Annotated in this window: 20 protein-coding genes and 2 pseudogenes; 13 read left to right on the top strand and 9 right to left on the bottom strand. The window is 70.8% G+C overall.

What is annotated here, in order from left to right; translation table 11 throughout:
• Positions 1 to 85: 85 nt before the first annotated feature.
• Together ggt and OG878_RS08350 are read left to right on the top strand one after the other, a co-directional pair.
• Positions 86 to 1,894, top strand: coding sequence for a gamma-glutamyltransferase (gene ggt, locus OG878_RS08355; RefSeq protein WP_328886187.1), 1,809 nt, complete (start codon positions 86 to 88; stop codon positions 1,892 to 1,894).
• 146 nt (positions 1,895 to 2,040) lie between these two features.
• A complete protein-coding gene (locus tag OG878_RS08350; RefSeq protein WP_328886186.1) occupies positions 2,041 to 2,760 on the top strand; it encodes a glycoside hydrolase family 75 protein in 720 nt (239 codons plus the stop codon).
• 6 nt (positions 2,761 to 2,766) lie between these two features.
• On the opposite strand, the gene map is transcribed toward OG878_RS08350, so the two are convergent.
• Positions 2,767 to 3,534 (bottom strand): type I methionyl aminopeptidase, encoded by a 768-nt coding sequence (map, locus tag OG878_RS08345; RefSeq protein WP_328886185.1) that lies wholly within the window; start codon positions 3,532 to 3,534, stop codon positions 2,767 to 2,769.
• A 75-nt stretch (positions 3,535 to 3,609) separates the two neighbouring features.
• On the opposite strand from map, the gene OG878_RS08340 reads away from it, so the two are divergent.
• From OG878_RS08340 to OG878_RS08305, 8 genes are all read left to right on the top strand, one after another.
• Positions 3,610 to 3,882: a helix-turn-helix domain-containing protein gene (locus tag OG878_RS08340; RefSeq protein ID WP_328886184.1), complete on the top strand. Its 273-nt coding sequence runs from the start codon at positions 3,610 to 3,612 to the stop codon at positions 3,880 to 3,882.
• 62 nt (positions 3,883 to 3,944) lie between these two features.
• Complete coding sequence (locus OG878_RS08335) at positions 3,945 to 4,334, top strand: PPOX class F420-dependent oxidoreductase (protein ID WP_328886183.1); 390 nt, start codon at positions 3,945 to 3,947, stop codon at positions 4,332 to 4,334.
• A gap of 142 nt (positions 4,335 to 4,476) precedes the next feature.
• On the top strand, positions 4,477 to 5,895 hold the full coding sequence (locus tag OG878_RS08330) for a hypothetical protein (protein WP_328886182.1): 1,419 nt from the start codon (positions 4,477 to 4,479) through the stop codon (positions 5,893 to 5,895).
• A gap of 218 nt (positions 5,896 to 6,113) precedes the next feature.
• Positions 6,114 to 6,956, top strand: coding sequence for a nitrilase-related carbon-nitrogen hydrolase (locus OG878_RS08325; RefSeq protein WP_328886181.1), 843 nt, complete (start codon positions 6,114 to 6,116; stop codon positions 6,954 to 6,956).
• The gene (locus tag OG878_RS08320) at positions 6,953 to 8,236 is read left to right on the top strand and encodes an aspartate aminotransferase family protein (RefSeq protein ID WP_328886180.1); all 1,284 of its coding nucleotides are present in this window, start codon (positions 6,953 to 6,955) and stop codon (positions 8,234 to 8,236) included. Before OG878_RS08325 ends, OG878_RS08320 begins: the two co-directional genes overlap by 4 nt.
• A 356-nt stretch (positions 8,237 to 8,592) precedes the next feature.
• Entirely contained in the window at positions 8,593 to 9,993 is a 1,401-nt protein-coding gene (hydA, locus tag OG878_RS08315) for a dihydropyrimidinase (RefSeq protein WP_328886179.1), read from the top strand.
• A 340-nt stretch (positions 9,994 to 10,333) separates the two neighbouring features.
• On the top strand, positions 10,334 to 11,857 hold the full coding sequence (locus tag OG878_RS08310; RefSeq protein WP_328886178.1) for an NCS1 family nucleobase:cation symporter-1: 1,524 nt from the start codon (positions 10,334 to 10,336) through the stop codon (positions 11,855 to 11,857).
• A gap of 267 nt (positions 11,858 to 12,124) precedes the next feature.
• Positions 12,125 to 13,126 (top strand): TIGR03842 family LLM class F420-dependent oxidoreductase, encoded by a 1,002-nt coding sequence (locus OG878_RS08305; RefSeq protein ID WP_328886177.1) that lies wholly within the window; start codon positions 12,125 to 12,127, stop codon positions 13,124 to 13,126.
• Between the two features lie 390 nt (positions 13,127 to 13,516).
• Here OG878_RS08305 and OG878_RS08300 read toward each other — a convergent pair whose 3' ends face one another.
• Positions 13,517 to 14,293: a hypothetical protein gene (locus OG878_RS08300; protein ID WP_328886176.1), complete on the bottom strand. Its 777-nt coding sequence runs from the start codon at positions 14,291 to 14,293 to the stop codon at positions 13,517 to 13,519.
• Positions 14,294 to 14,497: 204 nt separating this feature from the next.
• Between OG878_RS08300 and OG878_RS08295 the strand changes: the two genes are divergently transcribed.
• Complete coding sequence (locus tag OG878_RS08295; RefSeq protein WP_328886175.1) at positions 14,498 to 14,887, top strand: hypothetical protein; 390 nt, start codon at positions 14,498 to 14,500, stop codon at positions 14,885 to 14,887.
• Between the two features lie 102 nt (positions 14,888 to 14,989).
• Here OG878_RS08295 and OG878_RS08290 read toward each other — a convergent pair whose 3' ends face one another.
• Both OG878_RS08290 and OG878_RS08285 read right to left on the bottom strand, forming a co-directional pair.
• Complete coding sequence (locus OG878_RS08290) at positions 14,990 to 16,018, bottom strand: nucleotidyl transferase AbiEii/AbiGii toxin family protein (RefSeq protein ID WP_328886174.1); 1,029 nt, start codon at positions 16,016 to 16,018, stop codon at positions 14,990 to 14,992.
• Positions 16,015 to 16,656 (bottom strand): hypothetical protein, encoded by a 642-nt coding sequence (locus tag OG878_RS08285; protein WP_328886173.1) that lies wholly within the window; start codon positions 16,654 to 16,656, stop codon positions 16,015 to 16,017. Before OG878_RS08285 ends, OG878_RS08290 begins: the two co-directional genes overlap by 4 nt.
• 272 nt (positions 16,657 to 16,928) lie before the next feature.
• Here OG878_RS08285 and OG878_RS08280 point away from each other — a divergent pair, with 272 nt between their 5' ends.
• The gene (locus OG878_RS08280; RefSeq protein WP_328886172.1) at positions 16,929 to 18,392 is read left to right on the top strand and encodes an amidase; all 1,464 of its coding nucleotides are present in this window, start codon (positions 16,929 to 16,931) and stop codon (positions 18,390 to 18,392) included.
• Here the strand turns inward: OG878_RS08280 and OG878_RS08275 are convergent.
• Positions 18,347 to 18,838 (bottom strand): hypothetical protein, encoded by a 492-nt coding sequence (locus OG878_RS08275; RefSeq protein WP_328886171.1) that lies wholly within the window; start codon positions 18,836 to 18,838, stop codon positions 18,347 to 18,349. The genes OG878_RS08280 and OG878_RS08275 overlap by 46 nt on opposite strands.
• Positions 18,839 to 19,105: 267 nt before the next feature.
• On the opposite strand from OG878_RS08275, the pseudogene OG878_RS08270 reads away from it, so the two are divergent.
• Positions 19,106 to 19,459, top strand: a pseudogene (locus OG878_RS08270) (ABC transporter ATP-binding protein); the annotation flags it as partial.
• Positions 19,460 to 19,942: 483 nt separating this feature from the next.
• Here OG878_RS08270 and OG878_RS08265 read toward each other — a convergent pair.
• The 4 genes and pseudogenes from OG878_RS08265 to OG878_RS08250 form a co-directional block, all read right to left on the bottom strand.
• On the bottom strand, positions 19,943 to 20,458 hold the full coding sequence (locus OG878_RS08265) for a GNAT family N-acetyltransferase (RefSeq protein ID WP_328886170.1): 516 nt from the start codon (positions 20,456 to 20,458) through the stop codon (positions 19,943 to 19,945).
• Positions 20,459 to 20,573: 115 nt separating this feature from the next.
• Positions 20,574 to 21,332: an SDR family oxidoreductase gene (locus OG878_RS08260; protein ID WP_328886169.1), complete on the bottom strand. Its 759-nt coding sequence runs from the start codon at positions 21,330 to 21,332 to the stop codon at positions 20,574 to 20,576.
• A 130-nt stretch (positions 21,333 to 21,462) separates the two neighbouring features.
• A complete protein-coding gene (locus OG878_RS08255; RefSeq protein WP_328886168.1) occupies positions 21,463 to 22,149 on the bottom strand; it encodes an SDR family oxidoreductase in 687 nt (228 codons plus the stop codon).
• A 521-nt stretch (positions 22,150 to 22,670) separates the two neighbouring features.
• Positions 22,671 to 23,201: pseudogene (locus OG878_RS08250) on the bottom strand (lipoate--protein ligase family protein); the annotation flags it as partial.
• Positions 23,202 to 23,267: the final 66 nt, after the last annotated feature.

Below are 23,267 nucleotides of genomic sequence, written 5' to 3'. Positions count from 1 at the left end.
CCTCGCACCCATGTTCACCGGCGGTCCTGACGAGACCGGCGAGACGGAGTTAGCCTCGGCGGACGATCCTTCACCGGAGGTGCGTATGCGACGTTCGGTCGCGCGGAATATGTCGTTATTGAGTGTGCTGGCCGCTGTCGTCACGGTTGGTGCAGCCGCACCGACCTCCCCGGCGCCACCGGGCGCGCCCCCGCCCAAGTCGCCCGTCGCGGTGGGTTACGGCGGCGCGGTCGCCAGCGTCGATGCGGATGCGACGGCCGTCGGCATCGAGGTGCTTCGCGAGGGCGGCAACGCCGTCGACGCGGCCGTGGCGACCGCAGCAGCGCTCGGTGTGACCGAGCCGTACTCCTCGGGCCTCGGCGGAGGCGGCTACTTCGTCTACTACGACGCCAAGAAGCGCACCGTGGAGACCGTCGACGGCCGGGAGACCGCCCCGCGCAGCGCGGACTCCTCACTCTTCCTGGAGAACGGCAAGCCGCTCGCCTTCGAGGACGCCGTCACCAGTGGTCTGGGTGTCGGTACGCCCGGCACTCCGGCCACCTGGTCCACCGCGCTCGACGCCTGGGGCAGCAAGTCGCTGGGCCGGCTCCTGAAGCCGGCCGAACGCCTCGCCCGGGACGGCTTCGTCGTCGACTCCACGTTCCGTTCGCAGACGGAGGGCAACCAGGCCCGGTTCGCCGACTTCCCGGACACCGCCGAACTCTTCCTGCCCGGCGGGCAACTGCCGGTGGTCGGCTCCGTCTTCAAGAACCCCGATCTTGCGCGCACGTACGAGAAGGTGGGCCGCGAGGGCATCGACACGCTGTACCGCGGCCGGCTGGCCGACGACGTCGTACGGACCGTGCGCAATCCGCCCGTCGCCCCGGAGGCGACCCGCGTGGTGCGTCCCGGCCGGCTCACGGCCCAGGACCTGCGGTCCTACCGGGCATTGCGGCAGGCACCGACCAAGGTGGGCTACCGCGGCCTCGACGTGTACGGCATGGCGCCGTCCTCGTCCGGCGGCACGAGCGTGGGCGAGGCTCTCAACATCCTGGAGTCCACGGAGCTTTCGCGGGCGACCGAGGCGCAGTACCTGCACCGTTACATCGAGGCGAGCCGGATCGCGTTCGCGGACCGCGGGCGTTGGGTCGGCGACCCGGCGTACGAGGACGTGCCGACGCGCGATCTGCTCAGTCAGCGGTTCGCAGACGCGCGGGAGTGCCTGATCAAGGACGACGCGGTGCTGACGAGCCCGCTCGCCCCCGGCGACCCGCGCCACCCGGCCGACTGTGCGAACCATGGAGCGGCCGCACCGACGACGTACGAGGGGGAGAACACGACGCATCTGACGACCGCCGACAAATGGGGCAACGTCGTCGCGTACACCCTGACCATCGAGCAGACCGGCGGCAGCGCCCTCACGGTGCCGGGGCGCGGCTATCTGCTCAACAACGAGCTCACGGACTTCTCCTTCGCGCCCGCCAGTCCGGCGGTGCACGACCCGAATCTGCCGGGTCCGGGCAAACGGCCGCGGTCGTCGATCTCACCGACCATCGTGCTCAGGCACGGACAGCCGGTGCTGGCCCTCGGGTCGCCGGGCGGCGCCACGATCATCACCACCGTGCTCCAGTCGCTCATCGGCACCGTCGATCGGGGCCTTCCGCTGGTCGACGCGATAGCGGCCCCACGCGCCAGCCAGCGCAACTCGCCGACGACGGAGCTCGAACCGGGGCTGTGGAACAGCCCGGTACGGGCCGAGCTGGAGTCGCTGGGGCATGTCTTCAAGCTGAACCCGGAGATCGGGGCGGCCACGGGGGTCCAGCGGCTGCCGGACGGCCGGTGGCTGGCCGCGGCGGAGAAGGTCCGGCGGGGCGGCGGCTCGGCGATGGTCGTGAAGCCGAGCGGACAGCCGTGACGCAACGTCAGTAGAGAGCTCCAGGGGGCTGGTTCATGGCGCGAAAGTGGCCCTGAACCGGCCCCGTGGGCTTGACGGGTTCATGGTCGGGGGGCCATCTTGGCGCGTCGGTAAGGAAAGTTTCCTAATAGAAGGGCACCCCCCACGTGCGTACTCGAACGCTCGCCCTCGCCGCGGCATCCGGCTTCGTGCTGCTCGCGGCCGCCGCACTTCCAGCGATCGCCCAGCCCGTCCCGGGCTCCGCCGCCCCGCCCGCCGCCGAGGCGGCCGACGCGCAGGAGGGCTCCGTCACCGCGGCCGAACTGCTGGCCAAGTTGTCGTCGTGCTCGCAGATCTCCCACGGCACGTACCGTACGGACGAGGAGGCTTCGGCCACGGTGCCGGTCTGTGACAAGAACGGCGCCGTGTTCTGGAAGGCCGACATGGACATCGACTGCGACGGTCAGGTCACGACGGCCTGCAACGAGAACACCGACCCGTGGTTCCAGGACGACACGGCGTTCCACACCTCCGGCGGCGAGCCGCTGAACGCCGAGATGCTGCCGTACGTCGTCGTGCCGAGCGGCAGTTCCATCTGGAACTACGGCAGCTCCGGGATCAAGGGCGGTGGCGTCGTCGCCGTCGTGTACGACAACAAGGTCGAGTACGCCGTCGTCGGCGACACCGGCCCCACCGGGATCATCGGCGAGGCGTCGTACGCCACCGCCGCGGCGCTCGGCATCGACCCCGATCCCGAGACCGGCGGCGCCGAGTCCGGCGTGACGTACATCCTGTTCAAGAACTCCACGGTGTCGCCGATCGAGAGTCACAGCGCCGCCGTCACCGCCGGCGACGCGCTCGCGAGGCAGTTTCTCCAGAACAACTGATGTCGTTCAGAGTGCGGTGAGGATGCGGGGGCCCGCATCCGTGATCGCCACCGTGTGCTCGGTGTGCGCCGCCCGGCTGCCGTCCGACGTACGCAGTGTCCAGCCGTCCCGGTCCGGGTGGAACGCGTCCCGCCCGCTGCCGATCAGCATCGGCTCGATCGCCAGCACCATCCCGTGACGCAGCGGCATGCCGCGACCCGGTCGTCCCTCGTTGGGGACGGCCGGGTCCTCGTGCATGGTCCGGCCCACACCGTGGCCGCCGAACCCCTCCGGGATGCCGTATCCGGCCTTGCGGCAGACGGTGCCGATCGCATGCGCGATGTCCCCGATCCGGTTGCCGACGATCGCCGCCGCGATCCCCGCCTCCAATGCCTCGTACGCCGTGTCGATCAGCCGTGTGTCGGCGGGCCGGGCGCGGCCGACGGTGAAGCTGATCGCCGAGTCGCCGGCCCAGCCGTCGAGCGTCGCGCCCGCGTCGATGCTCACCAGGTCGCCGTCGCGCAGCTGCTGGTCGGTCGGGATGCCGTGCACGATCGCGTCGTTCACCGACGCGCAGATCACGGCGGGGAACGGGGTGGGTGCGAAATGCGGCTTGTAGTTCAGGAACGGTGACCCGGCCCCGGCTTCGCGCAGCACGCCGCGCGCGATCTCGTCGAGCTCCCGCAGCGACACGCCTGCCGCCGCCTTCTCCCGTACGGCCGTCAGCAGCCGGGCCACGACCCGGCCCGTCTCGCGCATCGCCTCGATGTGTGTATCCGTCTTGAGCTGAACCATGCCAATTACTATACCGGTAGAAGCGGTATATGAATAACGGCGGTATGAGAATAACGGCAGTACTAGACTGTGCGCATGGTGCGAACGCCTCTGACCCCGGAAGAACGCCTGCGCGGCGAACGGCTCGGCCGACTGCTGCGCGAGGCGCGAGGCGCGCGCAGCATGGTCGAGATCGCCGCGAGCGCCGGAATCTCCGCCGAGACGCTGCGCAAGATCGAGACGGGCCGCGCCCCGACGCCGGCGTTCTTCACCGTCGCGGCGCTGGCCGGGGCGCTCGGCCTCTCGATGGACGAGCTGCTGATCCGCTGCGCCCCGGAACCGGACATGGCCGTCCGGCTCGCAGGGTAGGGCCCACGGTCGTCGACCGCTCCCTGCGCGAACCCCTGGACGAGGCGCGTAGGGTCACGCCCGTGACTTCCCGGACTCTGCAGGACTTCGACCGCAGCGAGTACGTCAGCCTGACCACGTACCGGAAGAACGGCACGCCCGTCGCCACGCCCGTCTGGGCGGCGGCCGACGGCGACGAGCTGTTCGTCTGGACGCGCACCGACTCGTGGAAGGTGAGACGGCTGCGCAACGACGGCCGCGTCGTGGTCACCGTCTGCGATGTACGCGGGCGGGTCGCCGACGGGGCGCCGAGCGCCGAGGGGACCGCCCGGCTGCTCGACGAGGCGGGGACGCGGGCGGTGCGCCGGATCCTCTCCCGCAAGTACACCTGGAAGTTCTGGCTGGTCGACTGGCCGGCCATGGTCGTGCGGCTCGGCAAGCGCCCGCACTCCGGCATCGCGATCACCTTCTGAGCCCCCGGCGCCGGGGGCGTGCGGTCCTGGCCGCGCGCCGACGGCATCCCAGCCGAAAACTCCGCGTAGCCGTCCCGTAACACGCCTGCGGTCGAATGCCTGCGGACTGGGGTGGTCCAGTCGACGGTGAGTGAGGGCGACGGTGACGGTGCATCAACTTGCTGGTGAAGTAGTTGAGTTCGCGCAGTATCTGCGGAACCTCACGGCCCTACTCGACCCGGGGCGCGGCTGGTACGGGGTGTTCTGCCGACGGGATCCCGCCGGCATGCGGGCCTGTCTCGACGGGGCGGAGATCCCGCCGTGGGACGTGGTGGAGTCGCTGCTGCAGGATCTGGCCGGCGAGCACGGCACGGAGTTCGCCGAGCGTGAGTCGGTCCGTGCCGCCGCGTTGTACTCCGCATCGGCCGCTGCCCACGACCGGCGGCCCGGCGGACGCCAAGCGCTGCTCGAGCGGCTGGAGCTGATGCTGCGTGAGGAGACGTACGCCGCCCGGCGGGTGCGCGCGGCCACGGTGGACGAGGGGGCGCGGTCGCCCGGCCCGGAGACGCTGGCGTGGGCCCAGGACGACCACACGCGCGCCGCGGCCCGCTGTACGGAGCTGCGCAAGCGGCTGGCGGCCGTGACCGTGCCGCAGGGGTGGTTCCGGACGGAGAAGCCGCGCGGCACCGAACCTGCGAGGCCGCGCGTGCCCGGCCCCCGCAGCGCACCCGGCTCCGCCGTCGGCGGTCCACCCGGCGGCGCGCCCGCTGCCGACGCCCCGCAACCCCCCGCGGCCCGGCAGCATCCCGCCGTCCCCGAGCGCCCCCGGCCCACCGCTCCCCGGCGCAGGAAGCCGCGCGGCGCACGCTTCGCCGGGCTCGACGTGGACGACGACAACGCTCTAGCCGCCCCCTTGGCCGCCCCTGTGCTCCCCGCCCCGCCGGCGAACGCCGCCGTCCCGCGCGGCGCCCGCTTCGGAGGGGCGCCGGCCGAGGCGGACGCCGACGCCCGGGGCCGTACGTCCGCTGCGCCCGCCCCCGACCCGGCCGCCCGGCATGCCGCCGCCGAGGCCGTGGAGACGCTCGTCCGGCTCCGTGCGGAAGGCCGCAGCGGCGAGGCCCACGTCGTGCTGTGCGAGGCGGCCGGCTGGCCTGCCGCCCGGCTCCCGCTGCTCGCTGTGGAGCTGCACGGTTCGGGACTGGCTGCCGACTGGGCGACCCTGTTGTGGGAGGTGTCCTCGCTGCCGCCCGTCGAACTGGCCGCAGCCGCAGGTGCGCTGGCCGCGGCGGGCCGCCTCGACGACTGCGGGCAGCTGCTGCGCCAGGGGGTGGCCCGGCCCGCGGCGGAGATCGCCGACGCCGTGCTCGCCCTGGGCCGGGCAGGCCTCGGACCGGAGGCCCAGGCGCTGATGGGTGCCTTTGTCCGCGTGCACACCCCGCAGGACGCCGCCCTGATCGCGGCGGGCGATCCGCACCTGCTCGTACCGCAACTGCTGGCCGCCGCCCGTGCGGTGTCGCCGGAGCGGGAGTGGGACCTGGTGCATGCCCTGCGTGTGGCGGGCATCGCGGACATCCCGGGCTGACCGGCGTACCTGGCGTGCCGTCATGGCATCCGCTGCCCGGTCGGGCGACCATGGGGGAGTGTGGACCGCACGGGTGCGAAACGTGATCGACTCAGCCGGTTCACGGCGATGGTCTTGCCCCGCCGAGTGGCGAGGCTTACGTTCTCCTCCTATGCACCGTGTCTACGTGCGTAGAAATCGCGAAGAGGCTCTCTGACGCCGCGTCGAAGGAGCAGCTCATGTCCCACGTCGTACGCGCCGCACTCGTCCAGGCGACCTGGACCGGCGACACCGAATCCATGATCGCCAAGCATGAGGAGCATGCTCGCGAGGCCGCCCGGCAGGGGGCGAAGATCATCGGCTTCCAGGAGGTGTTCAACGCCCCCTACTTCTGCCAGGTGCAGGAACCCGAGCACTACCGCTGGGCCGAAGCGGTCCCGGACGGGCCGACCGTCCGGCGGATGCAGGACCTCGCCCGCGAGACGGGCATGGTGATCGTCGTGCCCGTCTTCGAGATCGAGCAGTCCGGCTTCTATTTCAACACCGCCGCCGTGATCGACGCCGACGGTTCGTACCTCGGCAAGTACCGCAAGCACCACATTCCGCAGGTCAAGGGGTTCTGGGAGAAGTACTACTTCAAGCCCGGAAACGTCGGCTGGCCGGTCTTCGACACCGCAGTCGGAAAGGTCGGCGTCTATATCTGCTACGACCGGCACTTCCCCGAAGGCTGGCGTCAACTGGGTCTCAACGGAGCCCAGTTGGTCTACAACCCGTCCGCCACCTCGCGCGGCCTCTCCAGCTATCTCTGGCAGCTGGAACAGCCCGCGTCCGCCGTCGCCAACGAGTACTTCGTCGCCGCGATCAACCGCGTCGGCCAGGAGGAGTACGGCGACAACGACTTCTACGGCACCAGCTATTTCGTCGACCCGCGGGGCCAGTTCGTCGGGGACGTCGCCAGCGACAAGGAGGAGGAACTCGTCGTCCGCGACCTCGACTTCGGCCTCATCGACGAGGTGCGCCAGCAGTGGGCGTTCTACCGGGACCGCCGCCCCGACGCGTACGAGGGACTGGTGGAGCCGTGAGCAGTCTCCATGAACGCCATCTCGCCGTCAGCCCCGAGTGGCTCGCGCTCTACTACCGCCACCCTCTGGAGCTCACCCACGGCGAGGGCCGGCACGTCTGGGACGCGGACGGCAGGCGCTACCTCGACTTCTTCGGCGGCATCCTCACCACGATGACCGCCCACGCCCTGCCCGAAGTGACCAAGGCGGTCAGCGACCAGGCCGGACGGATCATCCACTCCTCGACGCTCTATCTCAACCGGACGATGGTCGAACTCGCCGAGCGGATCGCCACGCTCTCCGGCATCCCGGACGCCCGGGTCTTCTTCACCACGTCCGGCACCGAGGCCAACGACACCGCGTTGCTGCTCGCCACCGCGTACCGCCGCTCGAACCAGATCCTCGCGATGCGCAACAGCTACCACGGAAGGTCGTTCTCGGCCGTCTCCATCACCGGCAACAAGGCGTGGTCGACGACGAGCCTGTCCCCGCTGCAGACGCTGTACGTCCACGGCGGCGTCCGCACCCGGGGGCCGTACGCGGAACTCGGCGACGCACAGTTCATCAAGGCGTGCGTGGCCGATCTGGAGGATCTGCTCGGGCACACCCGCGGGGCCGCCGCACTGATCGCCGAACCCATTCAGGGGGTCGGCGGATTCACCTCCCCGCCCGACGGCCTGTTCGCGGAGTTCCGCGAGGTGCTCAACCGGCACGGCATCCTGTGGATCTCCGACGAGGTGCAGACCGGCTGGGGCCGTACCGGCGAACACTTCTGGGGCTGGCAGGCGCACGACCGCAACGGCCCGCCGGACATGCTCACCTTCGCCAAGGGCATCGGCAACGGCATGTCGATCGGTGGTGTCGTCGCCCGCGCCGATGTCATGAACTGCCTGGACGCCAACTCGATTTCGACGTTCGGCGGCTCGCCGGTCACCATGGCGGCCGGCCTCGCCAACCTCACGTACCTCCTGGAACACGACCTCCAGCGCAACGCGCGACGCGTGGGCGGGCTGCTCATCGAGCGACTGCGGGCCATCGGCGCCGCCGTGGAGTGCGTACGCGAAGTGCGCGGCCGGGGTCTGATGATCGGCATCGAGCTGGTGAAAGCCGGCACCGACGAGGCCGACCCGGAGGCGGCCACCGCCGTACTCGAAGCGGCCCGCGAGGGCGGGCTGCTCATCGGCAAGGGCGGCGGCCACAACACCAGCGTGCTGCGGATCGCCCCGCCGCTCTCGCTGACCATCACCGAGGCGGAGGAGGGCGCGGAGATCCTCGCCGGGGCACTGCGATCGGTGGGGTGACGCGCCGGGCGTGAGGTCCCGGGGCGGGGGTGTGCGGGCAGGCCGTGGTGCGTATGCGGTCCGGCCGTCCGCACACCGGACGGCCGGGAACCCCCGCCACGAGTCGACCCGCGGGACGCGGCGGATGCGCCCACCCGGAGGTGGCCGGCCGCTCCTGCGGGCTGCCGCCTCCGCGTGCCGGCGTATGCGACGGGGCGCCCGCTTTGGTCCGACGGTGTACGCCATGCCGGGAAACAGAATCGTCTTCAGCGCTTGACCGCAGCGGTATTGCCACAGTGGGTATCCCACTTCTACGTTCTTCACCACGCACCATGTCTACGTGCGTAGACCCGTTCCGCCACAGTGAGGAGGGGCACATGAGCCGCACCGTCATCCACGGCGGACTCGTCATCACCGCGTCCGACGAACTCCATGCCGACGTACTCATCGAGGGTGGCCGCATCGCCGCGCTCGCAGCGCACGGCACCGCGGCGGCCGAGAGCTGGACCGCCGACCGGACCATCGACGCCACCGGCAAGTACGTCATCCCCGGCGGTGTCGACGCGCATACGCACATGGAGATGCCGTTCGGCGGCACGTACGCGGCCGACACCTTCGAGACCGGGACGAGGGCGGCCGCCTGGGGCGGCACCACCACCATCGTCGACTTCGCCATCCAGTCCGTGGGCCACGCGGTCCGTGAAGGGCTCGACGCCTGGTACGCGAAGGCCGACGGCAAGTGCGCCATCGACTACGCCTTCCACATGATCCTCTCCGATGTGAACGAGTCCTCTCTGAAGGAGATGGACCTGCTGGTCTCGGAGGGCGTCACCTCCTTCAAGCTGTTCATGGCCTACCCCGGTGTCTTCTACAGCGACGACGGCCAGATCCTGCGCGCCATGCAGAGGGCCGCCGGCAACGGCGGGCTGATCATGATGCACGCCGAGAACGGCATCGCGATCGACGTCCTCGTCGAGCAGGCACTGGCCGCGGGCCGCACCGATCCGCGCTACCACGGCGATGTGCGCAAGGTGGCGCTGGAGGCCGAGGCCACCCACCGCGCCATCCAGTTGGCCCGCGTCGCCGGATCCCCGCTGTATGTCGTGCATGTCTCCGCCGACGAGGCCGTCGCCGAGCTGGCGGCCGCCCGCCACAAGGGACTCCCGGTCTTCGGAGAGACCTGTCCTCAGTACCTCTTCCTCTCCACCGACAACCTTGCCGAGCCTGACTTCGAGGGTGCGAAGTACGTCTGCTCCACCCCGCTGCGTCCCAAGGAGCACCAGGAGGCGCTCTGGCGCGGCCTTCGGAACAACGACCTCCAGGTCGTCTCCACCGACCACTGCCCGTTCTGCTTCTCCGGCCAGAAGGAGATGGGCCGCGGCGACTTCTCGAAGATTCCGAACGGCATGCCCGGCGTGGAGAACCGGATGGACCTGCTGCACCAGGCCGTCGTCGACGGTCACATCTCCCGCCGTCGCTGGATCGAGATCGCCTGCGCCTCTCCGGCCCGGATGTTCGGTCTCTACCCGAAGAAGGGAACGATCGCCCCGGGCGCCGACGCCGATGTCGTCATCTACGACCCGCACGCCGAGCAGACCCTCTCCGCCGAGACCCATCACATGAACGTCGACTACTCGGCGTACGAGGGAAAGCAGCTCACCGGACAGGTCGACACCGTCCTTTCGCGCGGCGAAGTCGTCATCGACCGGCGGAAGTTCACCGGTCGGGCGGGCCACGGCATGTACACCCCGCGCGCCACCAGCCAGTACCTGGACTAGCGGGCCGTCCGTTCGCCACGACCACGCCCACCACGGCCGGGCCGTAAACCCGGACGCGACCTTCGCCCCGGGCGGGATCGTCGACCGCTTCCGCCTGCTCGGGCCGGCCGAGGGGCACGTCGACAGGGTGTGAGCACGGCGGGAGCCGGGCCTCGACCGGTCCGCGGTGTACGCGATGGACGCTGCGAAGGAGGAGGTGATCGACTCCTGCGCGCGGGGCGTGATCCCCGCGGTGAATGCGTGATGCGACAACACCCATATCGAGCAAGGCAGTTCACGGCACCCGTATGGCCATGTTCCCCCCGTCCACCGCAGGAACCCCTCATCGAACGGACTGCCCATGACCGACATCGCCCCACCCTCGTCGCCCGTCGCGGGCCCCGGCGCCGTGGAGCTAGGCGCGGACGCCTATCCCGCAGGCAGCCGCTACGCCAACGAGGACCTGCGCCCCGTCCCCATCGCCGAACGCCGCTGGACCACGTACAACTTCGTGGCCCTGTGGATCGGTATGGCCCACTGCATTCCGTCCTGGACCCTGGCCTCCGGCCTCGTCGCGCTCGGTATGGACTGGAGGCAGGCGGTCCTCACCATCGGCCTGGCCAACGTGATCGTGCTGTTTCCGATGCTCCTGACCGGGCACGCGGGACCCAAGTACGGCATACCGTTCCCGGTCCTGGCCCGCGCCTCGTTCGGGATCCGCGGGGCGAACCTGCCGGCCATGGTGCGGGCCGCGGTCGCCTGCTGCTGGTTCGGCATCCAGACCTGGATCGGCGGCCAGGGCATCTTCGTGCTCCTCGGAAAGATCTTCGGAGGCTGGGCGGACGCGTCCGAGGTCGGCGGCTACCCGTGGACCCTCTGGCTGTGCTTCGTCATCTTCTGGGTGCTCGAACTCGCCATCATCTACCGGGGGATGGACACGCTGCGCCGCTTCGAGAACTGGGCGGCGCCCTTCGTGCTCGTCGGCGCGGTCGTGCTGCTCATCTGGATCGCGAACAAGGCCGGCGGCTTCGGTCCGCTGCTGCACGAGCCGTCGAAGCTCGGCTGGGGAGCGGACTTCTGGAAAGTCTTCTTCCCCGGCCTGATGGGCATGATCGGCTTCTGGAGCACGCTGTCCCTGAACATCCCCGACTTCACGCGCTTCGGGAAGGGCCAGCGCGCCCAGGTGTGGGGCCAGACGCTCGGCCTGCCGACCACCATGACGGTCTTCGCCCTCATGTCGGTGCTGGTGACGGCCGGTTCGGAGAAGGTGTACGGGGTCGCGATCTGGGACCCGGTCGCGCTGGCCGGCAAGACGGACAACGTCTTCGGATTGCTCTTCGCGCTCATCACCGTGTTCGTGGCGACGATCTCCGTGAACATCGCCGCCAACGTCGTCTCACCCGCCTACGACCTGGCGAACCTGGCACCGAAGCTCATCAACTTCCGCAGGGGCGCCCTCATCACGGGTGTGGTGGGCGTGCTGATCATGCCGTGGAAACTGACGTCCACGCCCGAGCTGTACATCTTCACGTGGCTGGGCGTGGTCGGCGGACTGCTCGGCACGGTCGCGGGCATTCTGATCGCCGACTACTGGATCATCCGCCGCACCGCGCTGCACCTCGTCGACCTGTACGTGGCCGGCGGACGCTACTGGTACAGGGCCGGCTGGAACTGGCGGGCCGTTGCGGCCTTCGTGGTCGGCGGAGTGCTCGCCGTGGGAGGGGCGTACTCGACGGTGAACGAGAAGGGCGTCAAACAGGGGCCGTTGCCCGTCGACGGTCTGATCCCGTTCCTCAAGCCCCTCGCCGACTACGGGTGGGCCGTGGGGCTCGGCGCGTCGCTCGTCGTGTATCTGACCCTGATGGCAGGCAAGAGGCGGGCATGAGCGGCGCAGCCCTCGCCCGGCCGTCCCCATGAGCACGGTGTTTCGTGCCCGGCCGCCCCTCTCGCAGGGTTCACACGACTCGCGTTCGAGGAGTCGTTGCACAAGGTTCGGCGCGGCCTGATGTGGAAGGATCTCCCGGAGCACGTCACTCAAGGCCGACGCCCCCAGAGCCGGTGATCATCGACCGGCGGAAGTTCACCGGCCGCGCCGGACACTGCACGTACACGCCGCGCGCCACCAGCCAGTACCTGGACCAGGAGCACCGTCATGGACTTCGGACTCGTTCTCCAGACCGACCCGCCCGCCTCCGCCGTCGTCGGCCTGATGCGCCGAGCCGAACGCAACGGCTTCCGCTACGGCTGGACCTTCGACTCGGCCGTGCTCTGGCAGGAGCCGTTCGTCATCTACAGCCGGATCCTGGAACACACCGAACGCCTCGTCGTCGGCCCCATGGTCACCAACCCGGGCACCCGCACCTGGGAGGTGACCGCCTCCACCTTCGCGACCCTCAACGACATGTACGGCAACCGCACCGTCTGCGGTATCGGCCGGGGTGACTCGGCGATGCGTGTCGCCGGTCGCAGGCCGAACACCCTGGCCCGCCTCGGCGAGGCCATCGACGTCATCCGCGACCTCGCCGAGGGCCGGGAGGCGACCGTCGACGGGCAGCGGATCCGGATCCCCTGGGTGAAGGACGGCAGACTGCCGGTCTGGATGGCCGCGTACGGCCCGAAGGCGCTGGCGCTGGCCGGACAGAAGGCCGACGGGTTCATCCTCCAACTCGCCGACCCGTACCTCACCGAGTGGATGATCAAGGCGGTACGGGAGGCGGCGGCCGAGGCGGGCCGCGACCCGGACGCGGTGACCATCTGCGTCGCCGCCCCCGCCTATGTCGGCGACGATCTCGACCATGCCCGTGAGCAGTGCCGCTGGTTCGGCGGGATGGTCGGCAACCACGTCGCGGACCTGGTGTCCCGGTACGGCGAACACTCCGCACTGGTCCCCGAAGCCCTCACCGAGTACATCGCCGGACGGTCCGGATACGACTACAGCCACCACGGCCGCGCCGGCAACCCGGACACCGCCTTCGTGCCGGACGAGATCGTCGACCGGTTCTGTCTGCTGGGCCCCGCCGAGGCACACATCGAGAAGCTCCAGGCCCTGCGCGACCTGGGCGTCGACCAGTTCGCGGTCTACAACATGCACGACGCACGCGAAGCCACGATCGACGCCTACGGCTCCACGGTCATCCCGGCGCTCTCCGCCTGATCCGCGCCCGCCCCCTCCCCGCCCGGCCGCAGATCGACCGACGCTTCGTCGGGCCCGGTCGGCCGGGCGGATGAAGGTCTCGTCGACCGTCAGATGGGAGGGGGCGGTCACTGCACAGCGCACCGCTTCGGCGGTCGGTGCTGTGCAGGTGCCGCTTGGTGCTCACCCGCTCCTCGATCGCGGCCTTCGACGGGGCAGAGGTGCACGGAAACCGTTCACGGCGAGCCTGCGGCATGGGCGTTCATCGGGGGACACGTGGTCGAGAGCGACGTCGATGCCGGGGGCACAGCGTTCCAGGTCCTGTTCGTGCCCGTCGGCAGCCTGCTGACCCTGTCCAAGGCGCCGGGCTGAACGACGCGGATCGGCGGGGCAGTTGAGCGCAGTCCGCCGTCAGGTCGCCTGGGCCGGTGCCTCGTCGATGTCGAACGTCTCTTCCGGTGACGGCGTGGCCGTCGGCACCGGCTTGTCGAAGGCGGAGAAGCTCATGCTCGCGTTCGCCTTGGGCGTGCCGCCCGTCGCCGTGATCCGCAGCGGATACGGCTTGCCGGTGGCCGCGACGTACATCGTGAGCTTCCGGCCCTTGTCCATCCGGACCAGCGGGATGACGGGAGCCCCGCCGAGCGTGGTCTTCTTTCCCTTCGTCAGCGTTCCCCCCTTGGCCGTGGTCGCGTTGCCGCTGACCGCCTTCCGGAACGTGTCCAGGTCGCAGGTGCTCGCCAGGTTGCGCAGCCGCGGGTCCGAGGCCGAGCCCTTCGTGTAGTGGCTGGCGAGAATCGCGGCGAAGGCTTCGCCCACGTCCGGGGCCTGGTGCTTCCAGAAGACGGCGTCCGGTTTGAGCCAGACGGTGTCGCCCCGCCTGACGATCCGGACGGACCCCCGGTCCCTGCCCAGGTGCAGCGACCCGTTGCAGTTGCCGTCCCGGTCCAGGACGAGATCCACGGTCGTCGACGTACCGCGGCCGTCGAAATCGCCACGGGTGATGAGGTGCATGGAGTGGGCACTCAGCAGGGCCTCGCGGGAGCGGTCGGCTATCTGCCGGGCGGACAGCGTGTCGATGTCGTCATCGGCCCGCACCGCACCTGCGCCGGTCAATCCGCCGCTCGTGAGGCCGAGCACGATGGCCGCTGTCCATGCGGCCGAACGCCTGCCGATGAGTGGGCCGGTCACGTGGCCTCCCTCGAAAGGGGCTACCGGAACTCTTCGCTCCGCGGTCCGACTTTTCGAGCGTACGCCGGGTCGGGTACCGCCGCGATTTCGCGTCGGCACCGCACCCGGGTACACAGGGTGAGGTTCTGTGGTGTTTTTGGTCACGGATGGTGGGGGACGGTGTCGGGGCACCGAGATCGTCACCGCGAAAGGGAAGCACGAAGCATGAAGTCGTCCAGGCCGACAACCGTGTTCAGGTCCGTACCCGTGTCCGTGGGGAACGTGTCCAGAGCCGTGCTGCGGGTCGCCGTGGTCGCGGGGACAGCCGTGGCCCTTGCGGTGCCCGCGACCGTGTCCACCGCCGTGACGCCCCGGGCGACGCCGCCGGGTCTGTCCTGCGAGACCGGCAAGCACGAGATCGACGACTACACCGGCTACGCGCTGTGCCGGAACAACGGCAGCACGGCGCAGACCTTCTGGGTGCACCTGGTCTGCGGCTGGTCTCCGGACGTGGACGGTGAACACGTCACCCTCAACCCCGGTCAGTCCGGCCAGTCCACCGCGCACTGCGCCGGCCTCGGCACCGGGATCGGCGAGATCAGCGTCCAGCCGTAGCGCACGTTGTGCGGCCATGCGTCCGACTTCTGCGGGAGTGAGTGTCGTACACTCCCGCAGACATCGGCCCTCGACGCGGCAGCGCTCCCGTCGAACGGCCCATCAGCAATCCGGTACCGCTGCCGGCAGAGCGGCGAGCGCACGCGCCAGTCGCGTCCGCAGGGCGTCCGGATCGGCGTCCACCCACGGGTGTTCCGCGTGGAACGCAGACCAGTTCACCAGCCAGTCCAGCACCGCCTCCGGCCTGAAACCGGATGCGTGCGGCCCCAGCACCGTGCGCAGCAGCCGCGGTGTCAGCCGGGTCCGCGGGAGCTCCGCAAGCAGCACCGCGTCGTACAGATCCTTGGCCGCCGAACGGCCCTCGGCCTGCTGGTCCTCGGCGAGCCAGAGCAGCTTCCAGGCGAGCGAGAGCTCTGGACTCGCCGTCCGTACCGGCAGGGGAGGCCCGCCGTCGACGCGTGGGCAGGCCGTCCACACGGGGGCTTCCGGCAACCGCTCGTCCTGGGCGAAGTCCATGCGCAGTTCGCCCGGAGGCACCCCGTCCGCCTGCCAGGGGACGACGACGCGCACGCCGGGTGTCTCGTACTCCCGGTACATCCATACGCCGTCCGACGTCACCGCGCCCGGATCGATCCGAATGCCCTGCGGCAGTGGCGGACCGGCCTTCAGCGCCGCGGCGACCTCGTCCTGCGGGGCGGGGCTCGGCTCCCGTGCGTCGGAGCCGATCCAGTGCAGCCCCTCGGGTGCGGGCACGGGGCGGGAACCGCCGGTGGCGTGGTGCTCGCCGCCCGTCCACAGCTCGGCGGCCGCCGCACCGTCAGCGGCTTCGGGCCACTGCTGCACGACATCGATCCCGGCGACGTACGGATAGGGGTCGAGGGGGTCGGTGAACTGGTCCGACGACGGCTCCAGCACGATCCAGTCCAGATCGCCCGGTTCCCGGGCGGCCGCGCCCACCCAGGCCTGGAGAGGGAGACTGCCCCGCAGGATCAGCCCGTCGCCCCACGCCGACTCGGTGATCACCTGGAGCAGATGGTCCTGAACGGTGCGCCGGGCGGCCCGCCAGCGTGGTGCGAGGGAGGGGTCGCGGAACGCCGGCTCGCCGGGGAACGGCCGGTCCCTCACACTCATGCGGTCACCTCGTCGCTGCTCCGCTCCTTGCCCCATTCCCCGGTCCGCTCGTCGATCCAGCCCGCGTCCACCGCAGGATGGTCGTCGTGCACCACGAACTCCTCCTCGGTCTCCGTCACTTCGAGGCCGGCAGCGGCCAGCGCACCGAGGAGGGCGTCGAGCCGGACGCGGGCCTGCGCACGGCCGACTCCGCGGCAGCGCTGGGTGACGAACCGTTCATGGCGCCCTTGCACGGCGGCGCGGCGGGCGTTGCGCGAGAGGTGCGCGCCGTGCCGCTCGGCCACGGCCCGTGCCACGGCCACCTCCGCCTCCCCCGAAAGCAGCAGCTTGACGTGGTGCTCGAAATGGCAGACCGGCGACAGTGCGGCCGCTTCGACCGCCGTCCGCGGTATCTCCTCGTTCCACGGAGCCGCCTCGATCTTCACCCGTACGACGGAGAAGCCCGCAGCCCGCAGTTCGGCGGCCCGGAGACGGGCGACGGCCCGCTGCTCGGCGAGGGTGCCCCGGCCCCGTTCGGTCAGCATCGGCTGGTCGGGCATGGCGCCGCGGTCCAGCACGATACGGGTGAGTTTCAGGCCGTTCAGGCCGGCCCACCGCTCCAGGCGCGTACCGGCGGCGGCGTCGGCGCCGAGCCGCACGGTCAGATGCTTCTCGAACTCCCCCGGAACGCCCTCTCGATCAATGTGCCTACCACCGGTCCCCACCCACCCCGTTCCCGTTCGGTGCCCGTCGCAGGAGAACGTAGCAACCGGCACCGACAGTCCAGCCGCCCTGCCTGCTCCTTTCCGGACCTCGCCGCGCCGCTCCCCGCAGAACGGTTGAGCGGACCGCCCCCACTCGTTACCCTCCAGTAAGTCTGTACGGGCCGTCAGGTGCGAGCACGCACCGATATCCGGGAGGCGGGCACCCGATGTCCTCCGCAGAAGCCGTGGAATCCACCGAGCCGACCGAACCGGGCCATCCAGCCGGACTGGCCGACACCGCACGCGCGCTGGCCGCCGGCCGCACCACCTCGACCCAGCAGGTGTCCGCCGCTCTCGCGCGGATCGAAGCGAGCCAGGGCACCCTCAACGCCTTCCGCCATCTGCGTGCCGCGTCCGCGCTGGCCGAGGCCGCCGAAGCCGACCGGCGGCTCGCCGCGGGGGAGCGGCTGCCGCTGCTCGGGGTGCCGGTCGCCGTCAAGGACGACACCGATGTCGCAGGCATGCCCACCTACTTCGGCTGCCGCGGCGATCTGCCCGCCGCCACCGCCGACGGCGAGGCCGTGAGGCGGCTGCGGGCGGCCGGTGCCGTGATCGTCGGGAAGACCAACTCCTGCGAGCTCGGCCAGTGGCCCTTCACCGAAGGGCCCGCCTTCGGGGCCACCCGTAACCCCTGGCACACGGGTCATACCCCCGGCGGCTCGTCAGGCGGTTCGGCGGCAGCCGTCGCCGCCGGACTGGTTCCCGCCGCGCTCGGTTCCGACGGCGCCGGGTCCATCCGGATCCCCGCCGCCTGGACCCATCTGGTCGGCATCAAACCGCAGCGCGGCAGGATCTCCGTCCACCCCCACCACGACGCGTTCCAGGGCCTCACCGTCAACGGCCCGCTGGGCCGGACCGTCGCCGACGCCGCGCTGCTGCTCGATGCGGTCGCCGGGCCGCACCCCGACGACCTGTACCGGCCGCCGCCCGTCGCCGCCTCGGCCGCCGCGGAACGCGACCCGGGCAGGCTACGGATCGCCCTCGCCTGGCGGCCCCCGCTCACCCTCACCGGCACGGCCCCCCACCCGGACGTACGGCGGGCGGTCACCGCGCTGGCCGAGGTCCTCGCCCGGCTCGGCCACCTGGTCGAGGAGGCCAGGCCCCGTTACGGGCTGATCGGCCTCGGCTTCCTCCCTCGTGCCACCGCGGGGATCGCCGAGCTCGCCGCACTCCACCCCGAACCCGCCCTCCTCGACCCGCGCACCCGCAGCGCTCTGCGCACCGGCACCCGGCTCGGCGGCCGGGTGGTGCGGGCAGCCAGGGCGCGTGAAGTGCGCCAGCACCGCAGGATCGGCGGGTTCTTCCGGACCTCCCCGGACAGCGCCGGCTACGACGTGCTGCTGACCCCGACGACCGCCGCGCCGCCACCCCGCATCGGCACGTTCGACGGGCTGAGCGCCTGGCGCACCGATGTGGCGATCACCGAAGCCTGCCCGTACGCCTGGCCCTGGAACGTGCTGGGCTGGCCCGGCATCAATGTCCCCGCCGGGTTCACCGCGGACGGGCTCCCCGTGGGCGCCCAACTGCTGGGCCCCTCCCGCAGCGAGGCGCTGCTGATCTCCCTCGCCGCACAGCTGGAGGCCGATCAGCGATGGTACGAGCACCGGCCGCCGGCCCACGAGCGCTCCTGACGCCCCGTCGGTCGGAGCGCGCAGCGGGCAGGGCGCCGACCACCCGCGCCCTGCCGCCCCGGCAGCACCTCCTCCGCTCTCTCGTACGGCAGCAGGGAGTCCTTCATCGAGCCCGGGTGGTGTGGGAGACCGTGGGACCCGGCGCACCGGAGACGAAGGAGTCCGCGACGTAGGTGGGCGGGGTGGGCGGCCATTTCGGGGACGATCACGCGTTCCGGGTCGTGCAGCAGGGCGATCGACTGCTCTCCGGGGATGCGCGGCGCGCCGTCGAGTCCCGGGAAGCGGTCCTGGAGGGGCGGCAGCCACTGCTTGCTGAACGCCGCCACGAACTGCGGTGTGTCCGCGGTCCTCAGGATGTAGCAGACCGCCCGGCCCGTGCCGTTGTCGATCACGAACATCAGATCCGGTTCGATGTACGCAGAGGGTGCGGCGAAGATCGAAGGCACCGGATCGAGGTTGTCCAGGTGCGGATACTGCCGGGAGCCGCCGCCGTCGGCCGTCCGAGACGGATGTCCGCAAGGGCCGCACGGGCATCGGGGCGGCAGGCCCGTAGGCGCGTGGCTGCACCGCTCGGCGGCCTCCCGCGCGAGGCGGTGGTGCGCGTCGTGGGACATCTCCGGCCCCTCGGGGGCGCCGGCCGCGGTCGCGCGCCGCGCGAGACGCGCGAGCCGCTCCACCGACCGGTCGACCACGTCCACGTCCAGCTCGCCGCTCTCGACGCTCTCGCGCTCCGGCCGCGGCTCGTCGTCTGCGACGAACCGGTCTCCGCTCTGGACCTCACCATTCAACGGACGGTCCTCGACATCCTCCTGGAAATCCAGGCGGAGACCGGCGTCTCCTACCTCTTCGTCTCCCACGACCTGTCCGTGGTCGGCTGCATGAGCCACCGGGTCGCCGTCCTCCACCGCGGCGAGATCGTGGAGACGGGCGACGCCGAACAGGTCACCACAACACCGCGGCACCCCTACACCTGCACCCTGCTGCTGTCCGCCCCCGTAGCGGACGTCGCCGAGCAGCGCCGACGCAGGGTGCAAAGCATGGCATCGGCCGGACAGTCGGGAGGCTGACGAACAGCCGGACCACGCGGCGTCAAGCAGCTCGCCACCGGCAAGCGCTACGTCCGCGACGTCTATTGATCCGTGCTGCCCGCTTCTGCAGGGCACGACGGTCACCGGGTCGCCCTGACCCCCTCGCTGCCTCGTCCGGGAGGACCGGCTCTGCGCCGGCCGCGGCTGCCCGGCGTCGTCGTCGACGTGGCCACCGCCGTCCGGGGTGCTGAGCCGTCCGCAGACGCCGCTTCCTTGTGCCGCAGGAAGCAGGAGTGCATCCCGCGTACCCGAGTTGGGATGCCGTGCGCGCTGGCCGGCGCGGGCGCGCCTCTCCTACTCCACGGCAACCGGCGGCTCCTGAGCCGGTAGGAGGCGGCCCCTGCCCGCAGGCACCGGGTTCCGTCAGGCGCGGCCGATGTGCGCGCCGGTTCTTCTGGGAGACCGCGGCGTCGTGACGACGGCCGCGCTCATGTCTGCACCGGCCCCTGGCCGGATCACACACTAGAACGTGATCCAGTACCTCCGCACGGGGCAGTGTGCGGTCTCCCGGACCTCTTCGAGGACGCCGCCGTGGTGCTCGATCGTCTTCACCGAGGCGAGGTTGTCGACTTCGCAGACGATCAGCACCCGGTCCAGGCCGAGTCCCCGCGCCTCGTCGAGCATCCGGCCCAGGGCCCAGCCGGCCAGCCCGCGCCGACGTGAAGACGGCCGGATCCCGTAGCCGATGTGGCCGCACTGCGGCACGTGGTCGTTGAGCCCGTGCCGCAGAGCGATCCCGCCGTGCACGCGATCGCCCTCGACGATCCATCGGTACGTACAACCCCGTCCGTTCTCCACGGCTTTCGGACCCGACGCGTCAGCCAGCAGAGCCACCCAGGCCGCGAACCCGTCCGGCGAGTCGACCTCATCGGACGGCCCCAGCCCGAACCCGTCCTCGTGGAGGCCGGGGCCCCACTCGTCACGCGCCTCGAGCCAGGCGGAGTGCAGGCGGGTGGTGGGCGCGATCAGTTCAGGCATACGGCGACGATACCGATCAAGCGCGTTCCTTCCACGGTCACGTACGGCCCCGAGGCCGTAGCGTTCCGACCCGACCCGACCCGACCCGACCCGACCCGACCCTCTTCCTCCGCTCTCAGCCGATGAGTTGCTGGCCGCCGTCGATGTCGTAGGTCGCGCCGGTGAGTGCCGTGTTGGTCATGATGTGAACGGCGAGCGCCGCGACGTCGGCCGGTACGACAACGCGGCCGATCGGCAGCGAGGCGCGCAGTTCCTCGCGGCGGGCGTCGAGTCCGTCGCCGAGGAGCCTGGCCGACAACGGCGTGTCCACGAAACCGGCAGCGATCAGGTTGACCCGTACCGGGGCGAGCTCGAGCGCGAGGCCGGCGGTGAGCGCGGGCAGCGCGGCGGTGACCGCGGGCGCGATCCCGAGGCCGGCACGGACCCGCCGGGCGCCCGTGCCGCCCAGGAGCAGCAGCGTGCCGCCCGGTCGTACCGTGCCGGCGGCGTGGCGCGCGACCTCGAGCGCCAGCGCGGTGTGCTCGCTGATCGCCCGGCGCGCCTGATCGGAGTCCATGTCGAGGAGGCGCCCGTAGGACGGGTGTCCCGCTGTGACCATGACGTGGTCGACCGGCCTGGGCAGATCCTGGAAGAACCGCTGCAACTGCGCCGGGTCGTTGGCGTCGAAGGCGGCGGTGCTGAGCGCGTCGACCTCCGCGGCCGCGGTGCGCAGCCGTTCGGGATCCCGTCCCGTGAGAATCACCGCGGCGCCTTCGGCACGAGCGTGCCTGGCGGTCGCCAGACCGATGCCCGCGCTCCCGCCGATGACGACGAGGGTCTGTTCGAGCAGGGCCGGGCTGCCGGGGGTGGGCGCCGCCGATGGCTCAGAACTCATGAATCCTCCTCTGCCGTGGCGACACGGATGTGTCCTTGGGAGTGATCCGCCAACTCCGCGGTCTCCGGAACGAATCAGTCGATCGGACGCTGGTGGCGGGATGCCTCATCCCGGCAAGGCCGGCCTCTCCTCACCGTTCGAGCGGTTGCGACAGGGCGTTCTTGACCTGCCTGGTCCGCTCGTCGGTGAGGACCTCGACCCGGTCGTTCGCCAGGGCTTCCAAGGTCTGCTCCGCGACGTCGGCCGCGCTGATCTTCGGTGCGTCCGTGAAGGAGCTGAGCTCCGTCTCCACGAAACTGGCGTGGACGCCGACCACGAGCGTCCCCTGTTCACGCAGGCCTTCCCGCAGCGCACCTGTCAACGACCACTGGGCTGCCTTGGAGGCCGCATACCCGGGGTAGTCCGGCCGCGAGGTCCAGGAGGCGGTCGACAGCATGTTCACCAGTGCGCCGCCGCCGTTGCGGGCCAGGATGGGGGCGAAGGCACGGGAGACGGCCCAGGTGCCGAAGTAGTTGATCTCCATCGCCTGGCGTGCCCCGTCGAAGGATCCGCCCAGGAGTTCGGTGCTGAAGCCTCCGACGCCGGCGTTGTTGATCACAATGGTGACGTCACCCGCAGCGGCAGCTGCCGCGGCAACCTCCTCGGGTTCGGTGACGTCCAGCCGCAGCGGAGTGACGTCCTCATCGTTCACGCTCGCCGGATCGCGGGCGCCGGCGTAGACCTTGGCTGCTCCGCGGTCGATCAGCGCGCGAGCGAACGCGCGGCCGATGCCCCGATTGGCCCCCGTCACCAGAGCGACTGATCCTTTGATCTCCATCGCGCTTCCTCCCTGCCGACGACCTGCCTGCCGGCAGGCGCCGGGGACGAGTGATGCTCCCGCGAGCGGCTCAGTTCGGCCGGCACCGCGAGGGACACGCCACTGCCCATGCGTGACGTGTGCAGAGCGGAACCCATCGCCCCGGGGGGCTGGAATTCTCAGCCGCGTTTCGGGGCGATGCCGGGCGGACAGGCAGTCGTACGCGCCGGTGCGCCCGTGGAGTACGTTTCTCCACTGCCAGCGTGCACCGGATCCCGCGGCTCTGCATGTGTGAACAGGCCCTGAGCGCGGGAGAGCCACCTGGGCAGCTTCGGCTCTCGGCGCGAGCCGGCCGACCGGCGGATGGGCAACGCCCTCATCCACCGGCCGGACGGTGCCCTGCGCGCGGTGTACCGGCTGTTCCCCACTGACCTGCAGTTTCGGGGGTGGTACGGCGACTGTGAATGCCACGCGCGCAATGGCGACAGCACCGACGCTCCTGTGAGGTGTCACTCTCTGTCGCGGAACGTTTCCGCGCGCCCCTACGGCACGCGTGCTGTCCACTCCGCAGTGCTGTATTTGGCGGCTGCCAGTTCTTCCGCTCGTGCCAGTTCCTCAGGAGTGATGCGTCCCTGGGCGAGTCCGTAGCGGTTGCGGAAGGACTCCACCATGCGGTCGATGACGGTCTCGCGGGGCAGGCCGGTTTGGCGGCGCAGCGGGTCGACGCGCTTCTTCGCCGACTTGGTGCCCTTGTCGGACATCTTCTCCTTGCCGATGCGGAGGACCTCCAGCATTTTGTCGGCGTCGATGTCGTAGGACATGGTGACGTGGTGGAGCACGGCGCCGGGGCCGCCGTCCGGGCCGACCATGCGTTTCTGGGCAGCGCCGGCGATCTTGCCGACGTCCGTCGCGATGTCGTTGAGCGGCTGGTACCAGGCCTTGATGCCCATGTCGCCGAGCGCCGCGAGCACCCAGTCGTCCAGGTAGGCGTAACTGTCCGCGAAGGAGAGGCCGGAGACGAGGGCGTCCGGGACGGACAGCGAGTACGTGATGGTGTTGCCGGGCTCCACGAAGGTCGTACGGCGAAGACACTACGACGCTTCGCCAGCGGCGGCAAGAGGCTATGACCTGCGAGTACT

The sequence above is a fragment of the Streptomyces sp. NBC_00316 genome (genome assembly GCF_036158715.1).
Classification (GTDB): domain Bacteria; phylum Actinomycetota; class Actinomycetes; order Streptomycetales; family Streptomycetaceae; genus Streptomyces.
This window is presented reverse-complemented; position numbering and strand designations above follow the sequence as displayed.

Excerpts from the sequence above, each read along its gene's own strand:
- OG878_RS08260 (WP_328886169.1), bottom strand. The coding sequence starts at position 21,332 with ATGAGTTCTGAGCCATCGGCGGCGCCCACCCCCGGCAGCCCGGCCCTG.
- OG878_RS08305 (WP_328886177.1), top strand. The coding sequence starts at position 12,125 with ATGGACTTCGGACTCGTTCTCCAGACCGACCCGCCCGCCTCCGCCGTC.
- OG878_RS08280 (WP_328886172.1), top strand. The coding sequence starts at position 16,929 with ATGTCCTCCGCAGAAGCCGTGGAATCCACCGAGCCGACCGAACCGGGC.
- OG878_RS08325 (WP_328886181.1), top strand. The coding sequence starts at position 6,114 with ATGTCCCACGTCGTACGCGCCGCACTCGTCCAGGCGACCTGGACCGGC.
- OG878_RS08265 (WP_328886170.1), bottom strand. The coding sequence starts at position 20,458 with ATGCCTGAACTGATCGCGCCCACCACCCGCCTGCACTCCGCCTGGCTC.
- OG878_RS08255 (WP_328886168.1), bottom strand. The coding sequence starts at position 22,149 with ATGGAGATCAAAGGATCAGTCGCTCTGGTGACGGGGGCCAATCGGGGC.
- OG878_RS08295 (WP_328886175.1), top strand. The coding sequence starts at position 14,498 with ATGAAGTCGTCCAGGCCGACAACCGTGTTCAGGTCCGTACCCGTGTCC.
- hydA (WP_328886179.1), top strand. The coding sequence starts at position 8,593 with ATGAGCCGCACCGTCATCCACGGCGGACTCGTCATCACCGCGTCCGAC.
- OG878_RS08290 (WP_328886174.1), bottom strand. The coding sequence starts at position 16,018 with ATGAGTGTGAGGGACCGGCCGTTCCCCGGCGAGCCGGCGTTCCGCGAC.
- OG878_RS08340 (WP_328886184.1), top strand. The coding sequence starts at position 3,610 with ATGGTGCGAACGCCTCTGACCCCGGAAGAACGCCTGCGCGGCGAACGG.
- map (WP_328886185.1), bottom strand. The coding sequence starts at position 3,534 with ATGGTTCAGCTCAAGACGGATACACACATCGAGGCGATGCGCGAGACG.
- OG878_RS08310 (WP_328886178.1), top strand. The coding sequence starts at position 10,334 with ATGACCGACATCGCCCCACCCTCGTCGCCCGTCGCGGGCCCCGGCGCC.
- ggt (WP_328886187.1), top strand. The coding sequence starts at position 86 with ATGCGACGTTCGGTCGCGCGGAATATGTCGTTATTGAGTGTGCTGGCC.